This window comes from Rhodococcus sp. PD04 (genome assembly GCF_035918275.1).
Lineage (GTDB): Bacteria > Actinomycetota > Actinomycetes > Mycobacteriales > Mycobacteriaceae > Rhodococcus > Rhodococcus rhodochrous.
This window is the reverse complement of the sequence record NZ_CP142143.1, coordinates 1,211,875-1,226,972: the sequence shown is the minus strand read 5'-3', so window position 1 is coordinate 1,226,972 and position 15,098 is coordinate 1,211,875. Positions and strand designations below refer to the sequence as shown.

Genomic DNA, 15,098 nt, shown 5'->3' with positions numbered 1-15,098 from the left:
CGTCCGGATATAGTTAGGGCCGCCTAACCATACCAGCAGCGACGCGCCCGCCCGAAAGTCCGGCCGGTCCCGTCCGGAAGGAGCTCACCATGCCGGTGACGACGCCCCCGACCCGCGTCTCCCTGCCCATCGTCCTGCGGCGCCTGACCGTGCTCCGCGCGGTGGACGTGACACCGCGGATGCGTCGGATCACCCTGGGCGGTGAGCAACTCGGCGCCTTCCGCAGCGGCGACTACGACGCCCCGGCATTCACCACCGAGGGCGCGGACGACTACGTCAAGATCTTCCTGCCCGAACCCGGCAGCGACACCCCGGCCCTGCCCGAGCAGCACGACGGGCACCTGCACTGGCCCCGCAAACCTGCGCCCGTGGCCCGTGCCTACACGGTGCGTCGGTTCGACCCCGTCGCCGGGGAGCTCGATCTGGACTTCGTCCTGCACGGCCACGGCCCGGCCGGAAACTGGGCCCGCACCGCCGAACCCGGCAGCGTGCTCCACCTCGCGGGACCCAAGGTCGCGATCATCCCGCCGCAGGGCGCCGACTGGTGGCTGCTCGCCGGCGACGAGACCGCGCTCCCCGCGCTGGGACGCTTCGTCGAGACCTACGGCGGCACGGTGCCGATGCACGTCTTCGCGCTGGTCGACGGTCCGCAGGAGGAACAGTCCGATCTCGCGGGTGTGACGTGGGTGCACCGCCGACCCGGGGTCTCCGACGCCACCGTGCTCGCCGAGGCCGTCGAGTCGGGTGCGCCGCGTGGCGGTGAGGGCTGGATGTGGATCGCCGGTGAGGCATTGATCGTTAAGGAACTGCGCGCCGTGTCGAAGCGGCTCGGCATCGCCAAGCCGATGCTCGACGCGTCGGGTTACTGGCGCAGCCCCGAGTCCGATCGCCCGCTGGCCCGCCTGCGGCTGCTGCGCGAGCAGGCCGTCGAGACCCTCGAGGCGCGCCGTCGCGGCACCACCTAGCGAGAAACGATTTCGGTGGATCGGTCCCCGCTGAGCGGGGCTCGATCCACCGAAGTCGTATCCGGGTCAGCGCAGCGACGCGGTGAGTTCTTCGGTCTCGCGGTCGCGGCGACGCGCTGACGCGGTGATCGACTCGATCAGTGCATCCGTGGTCTCGACCCGGCCGACCCGCTTGGCGACGTACTGCAGTGCCATCAGGTGTTCGTCGCGGGAGAAGTCGGCGGTGGCGTCGAGGGCCATGAACGGCGCCACGTCGCTCATGAAGGCGTCGGCGGCACTGAGCATGCAGCCCATGTGCGCGTAGACGCCGGTGACGATGAGCTGGTCGCGGCCGTTGTGCGCGAGCAGCTGACGGAAGTCTGTGCGCTGGAACGCCGAGTAGCGCCACTTGGTGACCTGGATGTCGTCCGGGCCGGGGGTCAGTTCGTCGATGACCTCGGTGTCGCGACCCGTGCTCAGCCCGACGCCCCAGAAGTCGGCGAGGATGCCGCGACGCGACGGATGCTGGTCGCCGGGCTGCATCGTGTAGACGACGGGGATACCGGCGGCCAGGCACGCCTCGCGGAGGCGGACGATGTTGGGCACCACGGTCGCGATGGGTTCGGCATCGCGCCGGTAGGCGTCGATGAAGTACTTCTGCATGTCGTGGATCAGCAGTGCGCAGCGGGACGTATCGATCGTCCAGTCCACCCGAGCAGCGGGAATCTCGTCGCCGGTGGGCAACTCGTACGGATCGATGCTCGGGATGGCCATGCGACTTCCTTCTGCGGTTCGGGGTACGCGTGCGGTCACCGACAGCGTCGGCATGCGTAGGCTACCCTAACCAACCCTGCGGTGGGATGTCTCGTCCCCGGATACGCGAGCGGCCCGCACCGGAGATCGGTGCGGGCCGCTCGGCGACAGCAGAAGAACCGTCAGATCAGACGCCAGTCCTCGAGGCCCTCGTACAGCGGCACGGACTGCGCCAGGGCGCTCACGCGGGTGCGCAGCGACTCGGCGTCGGCGCCACCGATGAGCGTCTGCGCGATGATCTCGGCGACCTCGGTGAACTGCTCGTCGCCGAAACCTCGGGTCGCGAGCGCCGGGGTGCCGATGCGCAGGCCCGAGGTCACCATCGGAGGACGCGGATCGAAGGGCACGGCGTTGCGGTTGACAGTGATGCCGACCTCGTGGAGAGCATCCTCACCCTGCTGGCCGTCGAGCTGCGAGTTGCGCAGGTCGACGAGGACCAGGTGCACGTCGGTGCCGCCGGTGAGCACCGAGATGCCCTTGTCGGCGACATCGGACTGCGACAGGCGATCGGCGATGATCCGGGCACCGGAGAGAGTGCGCTGCTGACGGTCCTTGAACTCGTCGCTCGCGGCGATCTTCAGCGCGACGGCCTTCGCGGCGATCGCGTGCATGAGCGGGCCGCCCTGCTGGCCGGGGAAGACGGCCGAGTTGATCTTCTTCGCCCATTCCTGCTTGGCGAGGATCAGGCCGGAACGCGGGCCACCGAGGGTCTTGTGCACCGTGGTGGAGACGACGTCGGCGTAGGGCACGGGCGACGGGTGCAGACCCGCGGCGACCAGACCAGCGAAGTGCGCCATGTCGACCCACAGGTAGGCACCGACCTCGTCGGCGATGGAGCGGAAGGCGGCGAAGTCCTCGTGGCGCGGGTAGGCGGACCAGCCGGCGACGATGACCTTCGGCTTCTCGCGCAGCGCGATGTCGCGGACCTCGTCCATGTCGATGCGGTGGTCGTCCTTGCTGACCCCGTAGGACGCGACGTCGTACAGCTTGCCGGAGAAGTTGAGCTTCATGCCGTGCGTGAGGTGACCGCCGTGCGCGAGGTCGAGACCGAGCAGCTTCTCGCCGGGGGTCATCAGCGCCATGAGCACCGCCGCGTTCGCCTGCGCACCCGAGTGCGGCTGGACGTTCGCGAAATCGGCGCCGAAGAGCTCCTTGGCGCGGTTACGGGCGAGGTCCTCGACGACGTCGACGTTCTCGCAGCCGCCGTAGTAGCGACGGCCGGGGTAACCCTCGGCGTACTTGTTGGTCAGGACGCTGCCCTGGGCCTGGAGGACGGCGCGCGGCACGAAGTTCTCCGACGCGATCATCTCGAGCGTGTCGCGCTGACGCGACAGCTCACCGGCCATGGCCTCGGCGACCTCGGGGTCGAGGTCGTTCAGTGCGGCAGTGTTCACGTCGGCGCCGGGCGCAGCGGTCATCGAGGTTTCTCCAAGCAGAGGGCGTCAGGGATACGACCTCCAGTCTACGAAGGCCGTCTACCGCTCCGGAAGCCGGTCCCCGAGCGACCTGCGGTTCACCGCAGGCTGCTGGGCACCAGGGGCTCGTCGAGCAGGCGCCGGAAACGGTCGGCGCGCTCGGCTCCGGCCGGAACCTGTTCGAGCCAGCCGCCGAGAAGCCGGTAACCCTCGACGTAGGTGCTGATGTAGGCGCGCCACAACGGCGACGACAGGAACCGCAGCGACTGCCGGGCACGTTCGGGGCTCGACAGCGACCAGCGCTGCAGGAATTCCACGACCTCGTCGTGGCTGCGCCCGCGGTCGTGGAGCAGCAGCGCGGCGTCCTGCCGCACCGAGAGCAACTGCTCGGACGCCTCGGACAGTTGTTCGGCCAGTTCGCCGTCGAACCGTAGCCCGAGATCGGCGTAGATCTCCTGCGCCCACGCCCCCCAACCCGGGCCGACGATCGCTTCGAGCGCGAGATCGGCGAGCCCTTCCGCCATGAGGCACTGCGGGGTGTTGACGAGGAACAACGTCTGCTCGGCCTGACCGCCGGCGACGAGACCGGCCTCCTTGCGGCAGTGCTCGGTGTGGTGCCCGGGATACGCCTCGTGCGCGATCAGCCGCGGCAGGTGGGCCATCGTCTGTTCGAGATCGGAGTTGATCGCGACCCGCGAACGGTAGTCGCCGAGGTAGTAGTTGAAGCCCGACCACGGCTTGTCGCCGACGACCTCGTACTCGACACGCTCGGTGTCGGGCAACGGGTAGACCGCCCGCACTTTCTCCCGCAGAGCGCTCGAGAACGCCTCGACGCATTCGGCGAGACGATCGGCGGGGATCACCTCGGACTTGCGGTGGGCCTGCATCCGTTCGGTGAGCGATCCGGTGCCGGGCAGCAACGCATCGAGGCGACGGTGCGCGTCGCGGTAGGTGTCCTCGTCGCCGGGCTCGATGCGGACGTCGAAGTATGCCTCGACCTCGTCGACGAAACCGATCTCCTCCCCCGCGAACTTGCGGGCCGAGCAGTCGAGGGCGCGCAGATGCACGTCGAGGAAACGGGTGCGCTCGTCGGACAGTCCCGCACCGGGCAGTTCGTCCCGCAGCCGTCGCGCGGTGTGTGATAGATCACGGGGATCGGGAGTCGGGGCGTTCTCGACCTTCCGCCGCAGCGCGGGATCGCCCGTGTAGGCGTCGACGAACCCTTCCTCGAGCCGGTCGAAAGCCAGGCCCAGCAGCAGATATTCGTTCACGAAGTCGTCGGCTCCCATACCGGCCGAGCCTAGTCGCTCGTCGGCGAGCCGACACAGGAGAACCCGCCGGAGTGGGGACCCCGGGGAGGCATCCGCCTGTGTCAGCGAGCACAATCCGTTACATGGACATGCAACGCCGCATCCGCCGCGCCACCGGGAAGCCGTGCCGATGGCTCGTCTGAACGAACCGAGTCCGTATGTCGAGTTCGACCGCAAGCAGTGGCGGACGCTGCGGAAGTCGACTCCCCTCGTCCTCACCGAGGACGAACTCATCGGGCTTCGGGGCCTGGGCGAGCAGATCGACCTCGCGGAGGTCGCGGAGGTGTACCTCCCCCTCGCCCGGTTGATCCACCTGCAGGTCGCAGCGAAGCAGCGGTTGTTCGCCGCGACCGCGACCTTCCTCGGGGAGAAGCATCCCGACCAGCAGGTGCCGTTCGTGATCGGTGTGGCCGGTTCGGTGGCGGTCGGCAAGTCCACCACGGCACGTGTGCTGCAGGCGTTGCTGGCACGCTGGGATCACCACCCGCGGGTGGATCTCGTGACCACCGACGGGTTCCTCTACTCCACCAAGGAACTGGTGCGGCGCAACATCATGCACCGCAAGGGTTTTCCCGAGAGCTACGATCGACGCAAGCTGCTGCGGTTCGTCACCGAGGTCAAGTCGGGAGCGAAAGAGGTTGCGGCGCCGATCTACTCCCACATCTCGTACGACATCATCCCGGGCCAGTACCACATCGTGCGGCAGCCGGACATCCTCATCATCGAGGGTCTGAACGTGCTGCAGACCGGTCCGCGGCTGATGGTCTCCGACCTGTTCGACTTCTCGATCTACGTCGACGCGCGCATCGAGGACATCGAGAAGTGGTACGTGGAACGCTTTCTCGCGCTGCGCAAGACGTCCTTCGCCGATCCCGAGGCGCACTTCCACCACTACGCGAACCTGTCGGACCGGGACGCGATGAGTGCCGCGAAGGAGATCTGGCACTCGATCAACCTGCCGAACCTGGTGGAGAACATCCTGCCCACGCGACCGCGCGCGACCCTGGTCCTGCGCAAGGACTCCGATCACGCCATCAACCGGCTCCGGTTGCGCAAGCTCTGACGCGACTACGCCGCCCGGTCCCGATTCAAGCGCCGAAGCGGCGGTGCCGTCAGGCGCCGAAGCGGCGGTGCTGTCAGGCGCCGAAGCGGCGGTGCCGTGCGGCGTAGTCGCGCAGCGCGCGCAGGAAGTCGACCCGGCGGAACTCGGGCCAGTACGCCTCGGTGAACCAGATCTCCGAGTAGGCGGACTGCCAGAGCAGGAATCCGGAAAGTCGCTGCTCGCCGGAGGTGCGGATCACGAGGTCCGGATCGGGCTGACCGGAGGTGTAGAGGTGACTGTCGACGCCGTCGACCGTCACCGACTGGACGAGCTCCTCGCCGCGCAGCCCCTGCGCGTACCGCACCCGCAGGAGCGACTGCACCGCGTCGACGATCTCCTGGCGACCGCCGTATCCGACGGCGACGTTGACGTGCGTGCCCGTCCGGCCCGCAGTGCCGGCCGCGGCCTCGTGCAGTCGCTTGGCGTGGTCGGACGGGAGGAGGTCGGTGGTGCCGACGATCTTCACGCTCCAGTTCTGGCCGGGCGCGGAGATCTCCTCCACCACGTCGGAGATGATCTCGAGCAGAGCATCGAGCTCCTCCGGGTCGCGCCGGAGATTCTCGGTGGACAGCAGGTAGATCGTCGCCGTCTCGATGCCGGCCGCGTCGCACCAGCCCAGCAACTCGGCGATCTTCTTGGCGCCTTCTCGGTGGCCGTGACTGACGTCGGTGAAGCCGTTCTCGCGCGCCCAGCGCCGATTGCCGTCGCACATCACCGCGACGTGTCGCGGACTCCGTGCTCCTTCGAGTTCCTTCAGCAGCCGGCGTTCGTAGAGCCGGTACAGCAGTCCGCGGACGCTCACCCCGTCATCACCACGCGAGTCACATTACGCCCAGGCGTACGGACGGTCGCGGCGGTGGTCACAGAGTCTCCCGGAGCGCCCTCACAGACTGTAACGTAGCGACGGAACAAACCTACGGGTGCGTAGGTTACCGCTCGGTACCGGAAGGAGCGCACGCATGACGGCCTTCGGCCTCGAGGAACTGCCCGTCAAACCGCGGATGCGCGGATGGATCCACGCGTGGGCCTTCGGCGTGGCCGTCGTCGCCGGTGCCGCGCTCGTCTCGGCCGCGGCTTTCCTCGCCGACCGTCCGGACGCCGTACTCCCCGCGACGGTCTACAGCCTCACCGTGTGCGGTGTGTTCGGCGTCAGTGCCCTCTACCACCGCCTGAACTGGGGCCCCCGGGCCCGCGTGTGGATGAAGCGCGCCGACCACTCGATGATCTTCGTGTTCATCGCCGGCAGCTACACCCCCTTCGCGACGCTCGCCCTGCCTCCGGAATCCGGGCGGCCGCTGTTGATCGTCGTGTGGGCGGGCGCGCTGGCGGGCGTGGCCCTGAAGATGCTGTGGCCGACGGCGCCGCGCTGGGTCGGTGTGCCGCTGTATCTGTTGCTCGGATGGGCGATCGTGCCCGTCGCCGGACAGCTGGGCGTCGAGGTCGGTCTGGCCCCCATGCTGCTCCTGCTGGTCGGCGGGCTGTTCTACAGCGGAGGTGCGATCCTCTACGCGACCCGTTGGCCCGACCCCTGGCCCGCGACCTTCGGGCACCACGAGTTCTTCCACGCCGCCACGGTGATCGCAGCCCTGTGTCACGCGGTAGCGGTGTGGCTCGTGATTCTCGGTTGAAACCTCACGAGCTGCTTCGTGCAACTTCTCACACCACCTGAAGCAACCGGCACCCGTTTGTAGACTCGCGAGGGATGTCTATTCCGTTGCTCGCCTTCGAACTGACCGAGACCAACCGGGACTGGCTGATCCACCGGCCGCTGGCGATCGTGAGTTACATCGTCGTCGCGATCGCGCTCCGGTTCGTTCTCCACCGCCTGATCGACCGCATGACGAAGCCGCGGGAGAGATCCGGCAAGCCGCGCCGATCGTTCCTCGCGCCGCTGCAGGAACGCGCCGAACGCGCCATCGGTGATCCCTACGCGCGCGAACGCCGGGTCCAGCGTGCCCAGACGATCGGCTCGGTGTTCAAGTCCGGTGTGTCGGTCGTCGTGCTCGTCTGGGTGGTACTGCAGACGCTCGACACCCTCGGCTTCAACGTCGCGCCGTTCATCGCCTCGGCCGGTATCGCCGGTGTCGCGCTCGGTTTCGGTGCGCAGAACCTCGTGCGGGACTTCATCTCGGGCATGTTCATGCTGCTCGAGGACCAGTACGGCGTGGGCGACGTGGTGGACCTCGGCGACGCGGTGGGCACCGTCGAGTCGGTCGGCCTGCGCGTGACGACCGTCCGCGACATCGACGGCACCCTGTGGTTCTGCCGCAACGGTGAGATCCTGCGCGTCGGCAACATGAGCCAGGGCCACGCCGTCTCCGTGGTCGACGTGCCCATCGCACCGACCTCCAACGTCGACCGCGCCTGCCAGATCGCCCTGCGGGCCGTGCTCGACGGCGTCGAACGCGAGGACATCGCACCCGACGTCCTGGAGAAGCCCGAACTGCTCGGGGTCAACTCCGTGACGGCGGGTGCCGTGACGCTGCGGCTGACCGTGCGCGTGCGCGCGGGCAAGCAGTGGGCCATCCGCCGCAGCCTCACCCGCGCGGTGCTCGAGGCGTTCGATCAGAACGGCATCGAGTCGCCGAACCTCGCGGTCGCAGCTCCCGTGAGCAGCTAGACCCGCTCCGGCGAGCGCTCCACCACCGGATCCGCCTCGGTCCGCCGACCGGCGCGGATCCGGTCGAAGGCGATCACGAAGAGCAACGAGACAGCGCCCCAGATCGCGAACGTGACCAGGTGCGGACCGACGGTGTCGCCCCCGAAGTAGAGGATCGAGCGCACCGATTCCACGGCCGCCGGCATCGGCAGCACACCGTGCAGGAACCGGAAGGCCTCCGGCGTCATGTACATCGACATCGCCCCGTTCGAGGCGGGCACACCGAGGAACATCAAGATGCCGACGGCGGGGATGACGGCGAGCAGCCCGAACAGACGGTGCAGCGCCAGCGTGAACATCGAGGTCGTGAACGTCGCCACGATCCCCACGCCCCACAGGGGCAGGAAGTGCCCGTCGACGGCTCCGGTGATCGGGTCGGCGATCACCCACAGGACGGCCGGCATGAACAGCGCCCACCCCGCGGAGATCGGCAGGAAGCGGCGCAGGACCATCGCGGCGGGCTGCGCGCCGCCGGCCACGACGACCACCATGAAGCCGGACATGATCCAGCCCATCGCGACGTAGAGCGTCACCGTGCCCATCGTGTCGGAGCCCGGCAGCGGCGTCATGTTCTCGACGGTGAGCGGCAGCTGCATGCCGCCCGCGACCTGCTCGAAGACCCGCTGCACGACCTGCTGCTGGCTCATGCCCGCAGCCTCGTTGGTGATGAGGGTCGCGGTCGGGGACGCCGCGGACGGCAGGACGAACGCCGCGACGATCTCGCGATCCCGGACGTCGGCGCGCGCTGCCTCGATCGAATCCGAGGTCCGCAGGTCGAACAGGCCGGACATGTTCTGCTCGAGCCCGGCGACCGTCTGCTCGGCCTGTTCGGTGCTCGCGGCGACGACGGTGACGGGCATGTCGCGCGGCGTCGGCTGGTACATCGCGCCGAGCATGATCGACAGCATCAGCACGACCATCGCGAACGGGAAGAACGCGAGGGTCAGGTACCGGACGCGGTTGCTCTCCGGACGCGGTCCGGGCGTGAGCGACGGCATCGTGATCTCGGGATCACCGGCGTCGGGGTTGCGGCGACGCTTCAGGGCATCGACTCCGAGGGTCGCGGCGAGCGCAAGCACCGCACCGATCACCAGCACCAGGAGGTGCCCACCGACCCCGTCGCCGCCGAAGTAGACGACCGACCTCAGCGACTCACCGGCGGCCGCGGTGGGCAGGAAGCCGTGCAACCACGGGTAGATCGACGGCAGTGCGTATACCGACATACCCAGATTCGACGCGGGGACGCCGAGGACCATCACGAAGAGCATGCCCACCAGGACCGCCATCGGTCCGAGGATCCGGGTGAGGAACAACTGCACCGAGCCCACGGCGAAGATGGACAGCCAACTGATTCCCAGCAGCGTCGCGGTGGGGCCCTCGACCGCGCCGAGGATCGGTCCGGCGACGAGCCACACGAGGGTGCCGATCAGCACCGACCAGCCTGCGAGCAGGGGCACGATGCGACGGAAGCGCAGCAGCTCGGGCGAGTTGGACAGCATGATGCTCAGCGGCATGTAGCCCGCGAGCATCAATGCCTGCGCCATGAACATCACGCCCAGACCGGCCATGTCGTGGTCCGGTAGCGGAGCCAGGTCCTCGGCGGTGAGGTCGAGACCCGATCCGATGATCGGCGCGGCCACCAGACCGGTGACCATGTTCGACTGCGAGGCCCCGGCGGCGCCGGCGGTGTACACGGTGGCGGTGCCCGCGTCGGACAGCGAGACCGCGCCCGCGACCTCCCGGGAGAGCACGAGGTCGCGTGCCCGGTCGTCGGTCCCGACGACGCGGACGTCGACCGCCTCCGGATCGGCGCCCTCGAGTGCGCGGGCGAAGTCGTAGGCCTGCTGCTGCGACGATCCGGCGACGGCGATCGGCATGTCGTGCGGGGCCGGTGCGTGCATCGCGTACAGATAGCCGGTGATCATCATGCCGACCATCAACAGCGGCATCACGAAGATCGCGACGTAACGCCCGATCTGTTCCTTGCGGGCGCGGGCGAGCTCGGCCTCGGTCGGGCCGTCACCTCCCGGTGGATCGTTCTTCTCGGTCGTAGCGGTGTCGGTCACTGACGAACTCCTCGATATCCGGTCATGGACTGAACGCTTCCCGGCCGGTACCGGCAACTCGGAAATACGCTGACTGACTTAAAAAGCTACGCCGCGTGTCTTAAAGTGGACAACCTGAGACACTGGTGACGTTCGTCCCACCCACCGATGAGCCGTACGGCAGAACGAGAGAGCAGCGGGTTCCAGCGTGAGCACCTACGGCGACCAGGCACGGCGAGCACTACTCGACTCCGCGGAGGAACTGTTCGCGACCTACGGCGTCGACGGGGTCTCGAACCGACGCATCGCCGAGCACGCGGGCAACGCGAACCACTCGGCCGTCAACTACCACTTCGGGAGCAGGGACGAACTCGTCCGCGCGATGGTCACCCGCTACGCCGAGGACACCCGCCGACGACGAGCCGAACTCGTCGGCCTGCTCGGCCCCGAACCGGGACTGCGCGACTACCTGAGCTGCCTCGTCGTCCCGTTCACCGATCAGCTCGCATCGATGCCCGTCCCCAGTTGGCGCGCCCGGTTCCTCCGACAGCTCCGGACGGTCCCCTCGATGATCGACATCGTGGGCCGCAGCGTCGTCGAGGATCCCCATCTGGACGCTCTGATCGAACGGGCCAGGGCGTGCGTCGCCGACATCCCCGACGGTGTGATCACCGGTCGGTCATGGCTGCTGGGGAAACTCGTCGTGGACGCGTGCGCCGACTACGAGGCACGCCTCGAACGGGAACGGGTGGAACCCGACTGGACGGGTTTCGCCCTGTTCCTCGTCGATGCGATCGCCGGAATGCTCGAAGCGCCGGTGACGAGCGTGGGCGATTTCCTCGGCTCGCGCACCGTCTCCGCATGGCCGTGACAGGTCAGACCGCGGCGAGGACCTCGCGCAGTTCCGTCGCCGTCGTCACCGGCCGATCGCACACGAAACCCCTGCACACATAGGCCGCGGACGCTCCGTCGACGAGCGGCCGACCGTCGAGCAGCGGCGACGAGTCGGGTTCGCCGCCCACCACGATCGCTCCCCCCGGCGCGATCCGGCGTGCAAGTTCCAGGAGTTCGCCGCCACCCGCGACGGCGACCTGCAGCGGGCCGCGCACCGACGCCTCGGCGACGGTCAGCCAGTGCCCTCCCGCGCGTGGCGCCTTCTCGAGCAGGATCGATGCGGCCGACAGCGACAGCGCCGCGGCATCGGCGTAGCGGGGGTCGTCATGCACGAGCGCGGACAGACCGAGCAGCGCCTCGGTGATCAGCGACGCTCCCGACGGCGTCGCCCCGTCGACCGGATCGCGCGGCCGGGCGACCAGCGACTCGGCGTCGTGCGCGGTGTCGAACCAGCTGCCGGGACGTTCCGGATCCGCGAACTGCGTGAGCGCGACGTCGGCGAGTTCTCTCGCCCGCTCGATCCAGGCCCGGTCCCCGGTCCCCTGATGGACGGCGAGCAGGGCGGTGACCAGAGCGCCGTAGTCCTCGAGCACACCCGCCGGAGAGCCGACGACACCTCCGAGCGACGCGCGGCGCAGTCGACCATCGACGAGGTGCCGGTCGAGCAGGAACTCCGCGCACCTCGCCGCGGCGTCGATCCACGCGGGTTCGCCGAGCGCGATGCCGGCCTCGGCCAGCGCGGTGATCGCGAAGCCGTTCCATGCGGTGACGACCTTGTCGTCGCGCCCGGGCTGCGCGCGATCCTGCCGGGCCGCGAACAGCCGGGCCCGCACGTCGGCGAGACGGGCCGGATCGTCGGGCTCGTCGAGCAGTTGCAACACCGAGGTGCCGTGTTCGAAGGTGCCGCCGGGAGTGACGGTGAAGGCCTCCGCGGCCCACCGGCCGTCGTCCGCGCCGAGCGCCTCGACGAGCTGGCCGGGGGTCCACACGTAGGTCAGACCCTCGATCCCGTCGGTGTCGGCGTCGAGCGCCGAGGCGAATCCGCCGTCGACGGTGAGCAGGTCGCGCAGCAGGAACTCAGCGGTCTCCCGGGTGATCCGCGTCGGCAGTCCCGCGCCGGTCACCCGCGCGAGGTGCGCGTACAACCGCAGGAGCAGCGCATTGTCGTAGAGCATCTTCTCGAAGTGCGGCACGGTCCAGGCGACGTCGACGCTGTAGCGGGCGAAACCGCCTCCGAGCTGGTCGTAGATCCCGCCCCGCGCCATCGCGTCGGCCGTGCGTTCGACGAGACCGAGCGTGTCGGCGGAGCCTGTGCGCTCGTATCCGCGCAGCAGACCCTCGAGCAGGTTGGACGGCGGGAACTTGGGTGCGCCCCCGAAGCCACCGTGTTCGCGGTCCTCGTCGGTGGCGATCGCGGCGGCCGCCGCGTCGAGCAGGGCCGCCTCGACGGCGGCCTCCCCGACGGGCAGTCCCCCGCTGCTGCGACGGAGTTCGGTGGTCACGGCGTCGGCGGCCTGCGAGACCTCGTCGCGACGGTTGTGCCAGGTCTCGGTGATGGCCTCGAGCAGTTGGACGAAGGACGGCATGCCACCGCGCGGCGTGCTCGGGTAGTACGTACCGCAATAGAAGGGGGAACCGTCGGGAGTGAGGAAGCAGGTCATCGGCCAGCCACCCTGACCCGTCATGGCGACGGTCGCGTTCATGTAGACCGCATCGATGTCCGGCCGTTCCTCGCGGTCGACCTTGATGCACACGAAGTTCTCGTTCATGACGGCGGCCGTGGCCTCGTCCTCGAACGACTCGTGTGCCATCACGTGACACCAGTGGCAGGCCGCGTACCCGATCGACAGCAGGATCGGCACGTCGCGCTCGCGTGCCTCCGCGAGCGCGTCGTCGCCCCATTCCTGCCAGTGGACCGGATTGTCGGCGTGCTGCCTCAGATAAGGGCTCAGGGCGTCGGCCAGTCGGTTCGCCATGCCCCCACGCTACGGAAGGAGCACCGTCGGTGACGGCCGGTCGTCAGCTTCCCTTGGTGGGTTCCGGACGTTCCGGACCGGTGGCCTTCGTGCCGCCGGCCTTCTCCTCCTCGGCTCCCCCGGGGATCGCACCCGGCAGCGTGCCGTCGTCCACGGCCTGGTCGGGCTCGGGATGCTCCGGCTGGAAGTTCTCGGGCAGCTTCTTCAGCCGCTTGTTCATGTTCCAGATCAGCAGAGCGGTCGCGACCAGCAGGACCACCACGATGGCCAGTCCGAGCGGGGACGCCTTGCCGAACTCGGGGCCGGTCGGCTCCTGGGCCAGAATCTCGACGGCCAGAACATCGACCGCGAGCGTGCCTATCGTCATTTGCCCTGTCCGTCCTCGATGCCCGCGAACAGATCCGTCTCGGGAAGCTCCGTGCTCACGCGGGTCTTGGCCAACTCGAACTCCTCGGTCGGCCACACCTTCTGCTGGATGTCCAACGGCACCGCGAAGAACGATCCGTTGGGGTCGATCTGGGTGGCGTGGGCCCGCAGCGCGTCGTCGCGCTTCGGGAAGTAGTCGCCACAGGTGATCTGGGTGGTCACGCGCCCCATGATGTCGCCCTGCTCGGTGCGCCACTTGTTGAGCCACTGCTCCATCGGGAACGGCTCCCCGCGACGCTCGTACTCCTCGCGGAACAGTTCGAGCCGCTTACGGATGAACCCGTGCGAGTAGTAGAGCTTGCTCACCGCCCAGGGCTCGCCCAGCTCAGGATGGAAATCCGGATCCGCAGCCGCTTCGTAGGCCGCGACCGACACCTCGTGGCACCGGATGTGATCGGGATGCGGGTAGCCGCCGTTCTCGTCGTAGGTGGTCATGACGTGGGGGCGGAACTCGCGCACCGACTGCACGAGCCGGCGGACCGGTTCGTCGAGCGGGATCGCCGCGAAGCAACCCTCCGGCAGGGGGGGCTTGGGGTCGCCCTCGGGCAGTCCGGAGTCGACGAAGCCGAGCCACTGCTGCCGCACCCCGAGGATGCGGGCCGCCTCGGCCATCTCCTCCTGGCGCACCTCACTCATGCGCTCACGGATGCCGGGCACGTCCATGGCGGGATTCAGGATGTCGCCGCGCTCTCCGCCCGTGAGCGTGACCACCAGGACCTCGTGCCCCTCGGCCGAGTACCGGGCCATCGTGGCCGCGCCCTTGCTCGACTCGTCGTCGGGATGGGCGTGCACGGCCATGAGCCGTAGTCCGCTCACGTGTATTCCTCCACCTCACGTCGTCTGCTTCGCCGGAACCGACCCTGCGCCCGCGTCGCGGTCGCTACGGATCCGTCCTCTATAGTTCCACCTGATAATTCCGACGTCAGCCGTGACCCTGCGGCGACGCCCGATCCATCGTTCCGCTGTGAAAGCAAAGTGATGAGCAACACCGTGCCCACCGACCGGTACCCCTCCTCCCGGTACCCCGGACCCCGCGTGTCGACACGCGGCAAGCGCTGGGGTTTCACCATCGCCGGTCTGCTCGCGGGGCTCGTCGTGGCGTTCGTGCTGTTCCAGAACAACTCGGCTCCGATCGAATCGGAGGTCGTCGCCTTCGAGATCATCGACGACAGCACCATCGACATCCAGCTCAAGGTCACGCGGGACGATCCGTCCGAGGATGCCGTCTGCATCATCCGGGCACGGTCGAAGGACGGCAGCGAGACCGGACGACGCGAGGTCCTCGTCCCGGCGTCCGATTCGCAGACGGTCGTGCTGACCTCCACGGTCAAGACGTCACAACGCCCCGGAATGGGCGATACCTACGGCTGCAGCACCGAGGCTCCCGACTACCTCCGCGCACCCTAGGAAACTGCCGCGACCAGCGGCTTCCTGCGCTTTTCCGGAGCAGCGACGGTAGTGATGCTAAAATAGCCGGATACACGGTTCCACCCTTTGGGGCCGTGTATTGCTGC

14 protein-coding genes are annotated in these 15,098 nt (G+C 68.5%); 6 read left to right on the top strand and 8 right to left on the bottom strand.

Translation table 11 applies throughout. The features are described 5' to 3' along the window. Nucleotides 1-89 precede the first annotated feature (89 nt). Nucleotides 90-965: a siderophore-interacting protein gene (locus U9J23_RS05810; protein WP_059381577.1), complete on the top strand. Its 876-nt coding sequence runs from the start codon at nucleotides 90-92 to the stop codon at nucleotides 963-965. Between the two features lie 66 nt (nucleotides 966-1,031). Here the strand turns inward: U9J23_RS05810 and U9J23_RS05805 are convergent, their stop codons facing one another. The 3 genes from U9J23_RS05805 to U9J23_RS05795 form a co-directional block, all read right to left on the bottom strand. Continuing rightward, entirely contained in the window at nucleotides 1,032-1,718 is a 687-nt protein-coding gene (locus tag U9J23_RS05805; RefSeq protein WP_085468921.1) for an isochorismatase family protein, read from the bottom strand. Between the two features lie 161 nt (nucleotides 1,719-1,879). Next, nucleotides 1,880-3,175 (bottom strand): serine hydroxymethyltransferase, encoded by a 1,296-nt coding sequence (glyA, locus tag U9J23_RS05800; protein WP_071934514.1) that lies wholly within the window; start codon nucleotides 3,173-3,175, stop codon nucleotides 1,880-1,882. Nucleotides 3,176-3,270: 95 nt separating this feature from the next. Beyond that, entirely contained in the window at nucleotides 3,271-4,461 is a 1,191-nt protein-coding gene (locus tag U9J23_RS05795) for a DUF885 domain-containing protein (protein ID WP_326601821.1), read from the bottom strand. 151 nt (nucleotides 4,462-4,612) lie between these two features. Here U9J23_RS05795 and coaA point away from each other — a divergent pair, with 151 nt between their 5' ends. Further along, entirely contained in the window at nucleotides 4,613-5,545 is a 933-nt protein-coding gene (gene coaA, locus U9J23_RS05790; protein WP_016691280.1) for a type I pantothenate kinase, read from the top strand. Between the two features lie 73 nt (nucleotides 5,546-5,618). Here the strand turns inward: coaA and U9J23_RS05785 are convergent, their stop codons facing one another. Further along, nucleotides 5,619-6,386: an isoprenyl transferase gene (locus tag U9J23_RS05785; RefSeq protein ID WP_059381582.1), complete on the bottom strand. Its 768-nt coding sequence runs from the start codon at nucleotides 6,384-6,386 to the stop codon at nucleotides 5,619-5,621. A 157-nt stretch (nucleotides 6,387-6,543) separates the two neighbouring features. On the opposite strand from U9J23_RS05785, the gene trhA reads away from it, so the two are divergent. Together trhA and U9J23_RS05775 are read left to right on the top strand one after the other, a co-directional pair. Next, nucleotides 6,544-7,212 (top strand): PAQR family membrane homeostasis protein TrhA, encoded by a 669-nt coding sequence (gene trhA, locus U9J23_RS05780; RefSeq protein WP_059381583.1) that lies wholly within the window; start codon nucleotides 6,544-6,546, stop codon nucleotides 7,210-7,212. A gap of 74 nt (nucleotides 7,213-7,286) precedes the next feature. Beyond that, complete coding sequence (locus U9J23_RS05775; protein ID WP_283480224.1) at nucleotides 7,287-8,204, top strand: mechanosensitive ion channel family protein; 918 nt, start codon at nucleotides 7,287-7,289, stop codon at nucleotides 8,202-8,204. Here the strand turns inward: U9J23_RS05775 and U9J23_RS05770 are convergent. Continuing rightward, nucleotides 8,201-10,309 carry an ABC transporter permease gene (locus U9J23_RS05770; protein ID WP_283480223.1) on the bottom strand — a complete coding sequence of 703 codons (2,109 nt, stop codon included), beginning with the start codon at nucleotides 10,307-10,309 and terminating at the stop codon, nucleotides 8,201-8,203. The genes U9J23_RS05775 and U9J23_RS05770 overlap by 4 nt on opposite strands. A 187-nt stretch (nucleotides 10,310-10,496) precedes the next feature. Between U9J23_RS05770 and U9J23_RS05765 the strand changes: the two genes are divergently transcribed. After that, a complete protein-coding gene (locus tag U9J23_RS05765) occupies nucleotides 10,497-11,159 on the top strand; it encodes a TetR/AcrR family transcriptional regulator (protein ID WP_016691275.1) in 663 nt (220 codons plus the stop codon). A gap of 4 nt (nucleotides 11,160-11,163) precedes the next feature. Here U9J23_RS05765 and U9J23_RS05760 read toward each other — a convergent pair whose 3' ends face one another. Genes U9J23_RS05760 through mca form a run of 3 tightly spaced genes read right to left on the bottom strand, consistent with a single transcriptional unit; the run spans nucleotide 11,164 to nucleotide 14,382 of the window. Continuing rightward, nucleotides 11,164-13,158 (bottom strand): thioredoxin domain-containing protein, encoded by a 1,995-nt coding sequence (locus tag U9J23_RS05760; RefSeq protein ID WP_326601813.1) that lies wholly within the window; start codon nucleotides 13,156-13,158, stop codon nucleotides 11,164-11,166. Nucleotides 13,159-13,201: 43 nt separating this feature from the next. Then, nucleotides 13,202-13,525, bottom strand: coding sequence for a hypothetical protein (locus tag U9J23_RS05755; RefSeq protein ID WP_060651825.1), 324 nt, complete (start codon nucleotides 13,523-13,525; stop codon nucleotides 13,202-13,204). Further along, nucleotides 13,522-14,382, bottom strand: a complete 861-nt coding sequence (mca, locus tag U9J23_RS05750) for a mycothiol conjugate amidase Mca (RefSeq protein WP_016691272.1) — start codon at nucleotides 14,380-14,382, stop codon at nucleotides 13,522-13,524. The genes U9J23_RS05755 and mca overlap by 4 nt, the downstream gene beginning before the upstream one ends. Nucleotides 14,383-14,562: 180 nt before the next feature. Between mca and U9J23_RS05745 the strand changes: the two genes are divergently transcribed. After that, nucleotides 14,563-14,991 (top strand): DUF4307 domain-containing protein, encoded by a 429-nt coding sequence (locus tag U9J23_RS05745; protein WP_272267770.1) that lies wholly within the window; start codon nucleotides 14,563-14,565, stop codon nucleotides 14,989-14,991. The last annotated feature ends 107 nt before the right edge of the window (nucleotides 14,992-15,098 follow it).